Annotated in this window: 4 protein-coding genes and 2 pseudogenes; all 6 read right to left on the bottom strand. The window is 56.4% G+C overall.

Annotation, left to right across the window (positions count from 1 at the left end; all coding sequences use genetic code 11):
* Positions 1-245 (bottom strand): annotated as a pseudogene (locus EOB49_RS33050) (helix-turn-helix domain-containing protein); the annotation flags it as partial.
* 68 nt (positions 246-313) lie between these two features.
* Positions 314-548: pseudogene (locus EOB49_RS33055) on the bottom strand (aldehyde dehydrogenase family protein); the annotation flags it as partial.
* A 309-nt stretch (positions 549-857) separates the two neighbouring features.
* Complete coding sequence (locus tag EOB49_RS38725) at positions 858-1,106, bottom strand: aminotransferase class III-fold pyridoxal phosphate-dependent enzyme (RefSeq protein ID WP_063169297.1); 249 nt, start codon at positions 1,104-1,106, stop codon at positions 858-860.
* Complete coding sequence (locus tag EOB49_RS38730; RefSeq protein WP_281060627.1) at positions 1,067-1,294, bottom strand: aminotransferase class III-fold pyridoxal phosphate-dependent enzyme; 228 nt, start codon at positions 1,292-1,294, stop codon at positions 1,067-1,069. Before EOB49_RS38730 ends, EOB49_RS38725 begins: the two co-directional genes overlap by 40 nt.
* A 221-nt stretch (positions 1,295-1,515) precedes the next feature.
* Positions 1,516-3,498 carry an argininosuccinate synthase-related protein gene (locus EOB49_RS33065; protein ID WP_063169298.1) on the bottom strand — a complete coding sequence of 661 codons (1,983 nt, stop codon included), beginning with the start codon at positions 3,496-3,498 and terminating at the stop codon, positions 1,516-1,518.
* Complete coding sequence (locus tag EOB49_RS33070) at positions 3,495-4,418, bottom strand: DMT family transporter (RefSeq protein ID WP_127383426.1); 924 nt, start codon at positions 4,416-4,418, stop codon at positions 3,495-3,497. The genes EOB49_RS33065 and EOB49_RS33070 overlap by 4 nt, the downstream gene beginning before the upstream one ends.
* Between the last annotated feature and the right edge of the window lie 7 nt (positions 4,419-4,425).

Genomic DNA, 4,425 nt, shown 5'->3' on the forward strand with positions numbered 1-4,425 from the left:
CATCGGGACCGAGCGGCGGAATGCGCCACTGTCGCGTCTTGTCGCGCAGCAGCCCGTCACAGCCTTCCGCGGCAAAGCGCTCCTGCCAGCGCCAGACGTCGGTCTTCGACTTGCCGATGCGGCGCATGACCTCGCCGGTGCCGACGCCGTCGGCGGGCAAAAGCACGATCTCGGCGCGCCAGACATGCTTTTGCGGGGCGTTGCGATCCGGCCGACGAAACGGTGAACGATCTTCCTGTGCGCATGCGCCAGACTCGCACGCGCAGGCCAGAAAGGGAATCTCTGATTGGGCTCCTATGTCAGGCGGGAACCACTAGAGGCCGAGACCGCCGATGCAGACATGTTTGGTGTCGAGATAATCCACGATGCCCTGGAGGCCGCCTTCCTTGCCGAGGCCCGATTCCTTGACGCCGCGGAACGGCACCTCCGGCGTGGTGATCAGGCCTTCATTGACGCCGGTACTTCAGTCCTTCCATCACGCGGAAGGCGCGACCGAGATCGCCGGTGTAGAAGTAGGCCGCGAGGCCGAACTCGGTGTCGTTGGCGAGCGGCGTGCCCGACCTGAGACATGGGTGACGTTTTGTACCGGACACGGATGAAGTGCACCCCTCGGGTGAGCGTTTGCTCGATAATATCCACTGAAGTGAAGCAGTCGGTCTTAATGCTGGAACTCATGCCACCCGACCGACCCGGGAATTCGCAGCAGCGGCGCCGTCGAGTGCAGAACGAATGCCGTCAACCAAGGGGGTCGATCTCGCTTTCGGTGATTATATAGGGCGGACAGATTCCAAGCACGTCTCCCATATTGCGGATCATGACGCCGTGCTCGCGGCACCGCCGCTCGACATCGCCGATCCTCAGCTCGGGCGCGAAGACGCGACGGGCGCACGATCCTCGACGATCTGAACCCCCGCGATGAAGCCGCGGCCGCGGGCTTCACCGACAAGCGGATGGTCGCCGAGCGCGTCCGCGAGGGCTCCATGCAAGTGATCGCCGAGACGACGCGCCTGGGTCACGAAATCGATCTCGCTGTAGATCCTGATCGCCTCGGCGGCGACGGCCGCTATCACCGGATGACCGGAGTAGGTGAAACCGTGACCGAACACGCCGACCTTGTGGGCCTCGTCAGCGGCGCATTGATAAATCTTGTCGAGATAATGACGCCGCCAATGGGCAGGTGACCGGATGAAAGCCCCCTGGCGATCGAGAGCATGTCCGGTTCCATCCCAAATGTCTGGCTACCAAACCAGTTCCCGGTGCCTCCGAAGCCGCAGACCACCTCGTCGGACAGCATGAGGATAATTTCTCACTTTCTTGCGAAGATCGGGGGTGTCCACGGTCATTCGTATTACGCGAGATCCGCGAGGCCAAAAACCATCATACCAGAGAGGCGAAACTGCTATCTAGGTGTTTAGATGCAAGAAATTAATCCTGCATTGTTCCCGCACCAGGAACACCCGAGAGGATACCAAGCAGTATTGAACCTTGTTGAAAATGCTCTCGGCGCGCTGGGCGTTATAATTTCTCGAAGGCGATCACAAGGACGTCGCGATAAGCGTACGGCATTTTCAGGTTTTCGGCCACAATCGACGATACATCGTGAAAGGTTTCGCGGTCGTTGCAGATCACAAAATCATTCGGGGAGTTCATTTCGACCTCGCCGAGGAACTCCTTTGAGGCGTCGGTGATCATGCTCATGCCGCCGGTGACGTTGACCCGCCCAATCATATAGCAAGCAATGAAGTCCACCCCGTCCTGGTGAAGGCCCTCGGGTGCCGGTTTGCCGTTTACACCATCGCGCGCGACAATCCGGTAGGGATGGATCTTGATATTCCAACGATCATGTCGGGCGGCTTCACATAGAATTCTGCAGAAACCTGTCAGAATCTTTTCTAAGACGGGATGGTCTATAAAGGAGTTTTCAAGGGGCTCGAAGTGGCGCTTGAAGCCGCCATTCAGATGATTGACACTTTTTGATTGTTCGTAGGGGGCGTGGGGTAGGAGCCTAAAGATTCCGTCAGTCGCGTCATATTCAAAAGCGCTATAGCGCCGGTAACGATATGTTCCGCCGTCACGCATGTATTCATCGAGAAGAAGTCGATTCCAATGGTCAGCAAAGTTCTTCCAGGCTGCATCAATTTCGATGCCAAAGCAGGCTTCGGCGCGCTCGCCTTTTGAAAACCACCATCCATTTGTCACCAGACCGTCAGTGCATTGTTGACTGAGGTTGGCCGGCGCCTGGGGTGCGTTGTTTTCCACGGGTGTCTCCCTTTTGGTGACTTGGCGAGGACGGAACGCTTTGGACAACGCTATGTGGGTTGCGGCTTGGTATTCCCAAAGGTCGCGGTCCCTAATGTATCTCGGCGTCCTGGCTCGGATCGACCGAGGTAAAAAGCGTGTGTGGTCGACTATGTAGCTGACGCTCCCGCTAACGCCCTCGAGGGCGGATGCAATGGCCCGTTCGCACATCTGGTGAATAGTACTGCCCCATGCACCTGAAACCGCCTCTTGGGACCAGGCTTGCTCAAGCCCTTGCTTCAAAACGATTGATGCCACGTCAAGAGAAGCGGTTTCGAGGTGACGCAGCGCGTCGAAGATAATGGCCGCGGCAGGGGCCTCGCGGACTTCGAGAACCTTTTGGCCGGTTGTGATGTGTTCAAGCCCGACAAAGCGGCCGTGCCCGAATTTGCCGACCGTGTTATTCAGGAACGGGATTGCGTCGACCAATGCAACATCACGGTCATCAATTGACACGAGACTTCCGTCTGCAAACCCGAGTTTGATCTCTACCGGCTGCTCTGCGGGAATGTGGCGCGTCCAAGCAAATGCCTCCTCGGGGATGGAAAAGTTCTCGGGATCTTCCAAAGGCCCCGACTCGAATTCCCGACACCAGAGGTTTTCGTCCGCGCTCCACGTGCGGTCCGCCACAAAAGTCGCTCCACACTTGGACAGGTCGGAGGTCTTCTGTTGTCGGGATATCACAGAGCATTCATACGGACTGCCGAAGTTGCCGGAAAATCCTGAGCGCTTAATGCTATTGTTAAGGCGCGGAAGACTGTTTTGAGAAAGGTTTGCTGTATGAAGAACCAGCCGTGAGTTGATTGACCTAGCATGATTAACAACCAAAGATGCGATTATGGGACGGCTCAACGAACTGCTCAACGGATAGATGCCAAGGTACTTGGCGTGGGCTCGAATGGCTGATTTCACGCCTTGTTCGACAAAGGCATCCCGCCCTTCGAGGCAGACAAAGCGCGCGCCGAACATGGCTGCCGTCCGTTCCAACAAAGGCTGATCGATGCGCGTTCCGACATCCGCTGCGACAGCTTCAATGTTCGCAAAGCCAAGGCTTTGCAGCTTGTAGAGAAGATAGGTGCTGTCGAGACCGCCGCTGAACATGGTTGCAACTGGTGCGGTTCGGTCCGGAAAAGCCTCCAGATCTTCAAAACTCGAAATGCCGCCGATGGCGGGTTTGGTGGAAGCCAAGATGGGGTTCATTTGGATGTCCTGCTCTCAAACCAGATGCCAGCAAACGTCCCAGCGAGGACGAGGCCTGCGCCTATCAAGCTCGGTACTGTCAAAGGCTCATTCAGAAGAAGGTGCGCTAGAACGAAACCAAAAAAAGGTTCTGTTCCCATCAAGAAGCCAACCCGTGTCGGTGTGGATTTTCTCACTGCGGCATTTTGAATGTAGAATGCAGCGAGGGTGCAGAAGAGTGCAAGGAAGGCAACAGCGCCCCAAAACTGAAGGGTGGCCCTCACAACAAGGCCTGAAATTCCGAACTGAGCGACGGCCAAAACGAAAGTAAGTGTTGCCACCGTCGATCCTTGGATGGCCGTCAGGGCTGCAGATGAAATCTGCCGGCCGGCCAGAAGGCGTTTGGTGGAAACGACCATAACCGCTCGCAGAATCGCGGCCCCCAAGACAAGCGCGTCACCCGGGCTGAACCTGCTGATCCCGCCAGTGAGAATGCCGACACCGATGCACGCTATGGCAGCACTTGCCAAAATGCCCGTAGGTGGAAGTCGCCGTGATAGCCCATAGTCGATGCTCGGCGTGAAAATCACACAAAGCGATATGATCAAGGCCGTGTTCATTGCGCTTGTCGATGCAACGCCGTAAGTTTCAGCAATAAAGATGCAAAAAAGTATTGTTCCCAATGCGAAGCCGCGGATGAAATCGCCCCAGGAGACCAATGCGATCTCATGTCTTGCAGCCACTGCCGTAATGATCGTAGTAATCAGGAAGCGATAAAGAACAAGTATCGAAACCGGCGCGTAGAACAGTGCGCCTTTCCCGACCGGATAGCTCGCCCCCCAAACGAATGCGACTCCCAGCAAGGCTAGATCCACCGAGAAAGATGGCGTCCGTGTTTTCCTGACAGGTATTGGAGAACTTTCGAAAACGTCAACCTTCAAAGTTTCC

This window comes from Mesorhizobium sp. M7A.F.Ca.MR.148.00.0.0, assembly GCF_003997735.1.
GTDB lineage: Bacteria > Pseudomonadota > Alphaproteobacteria > Rhizobiales > Rhizobiaceae > Mesorhizobium.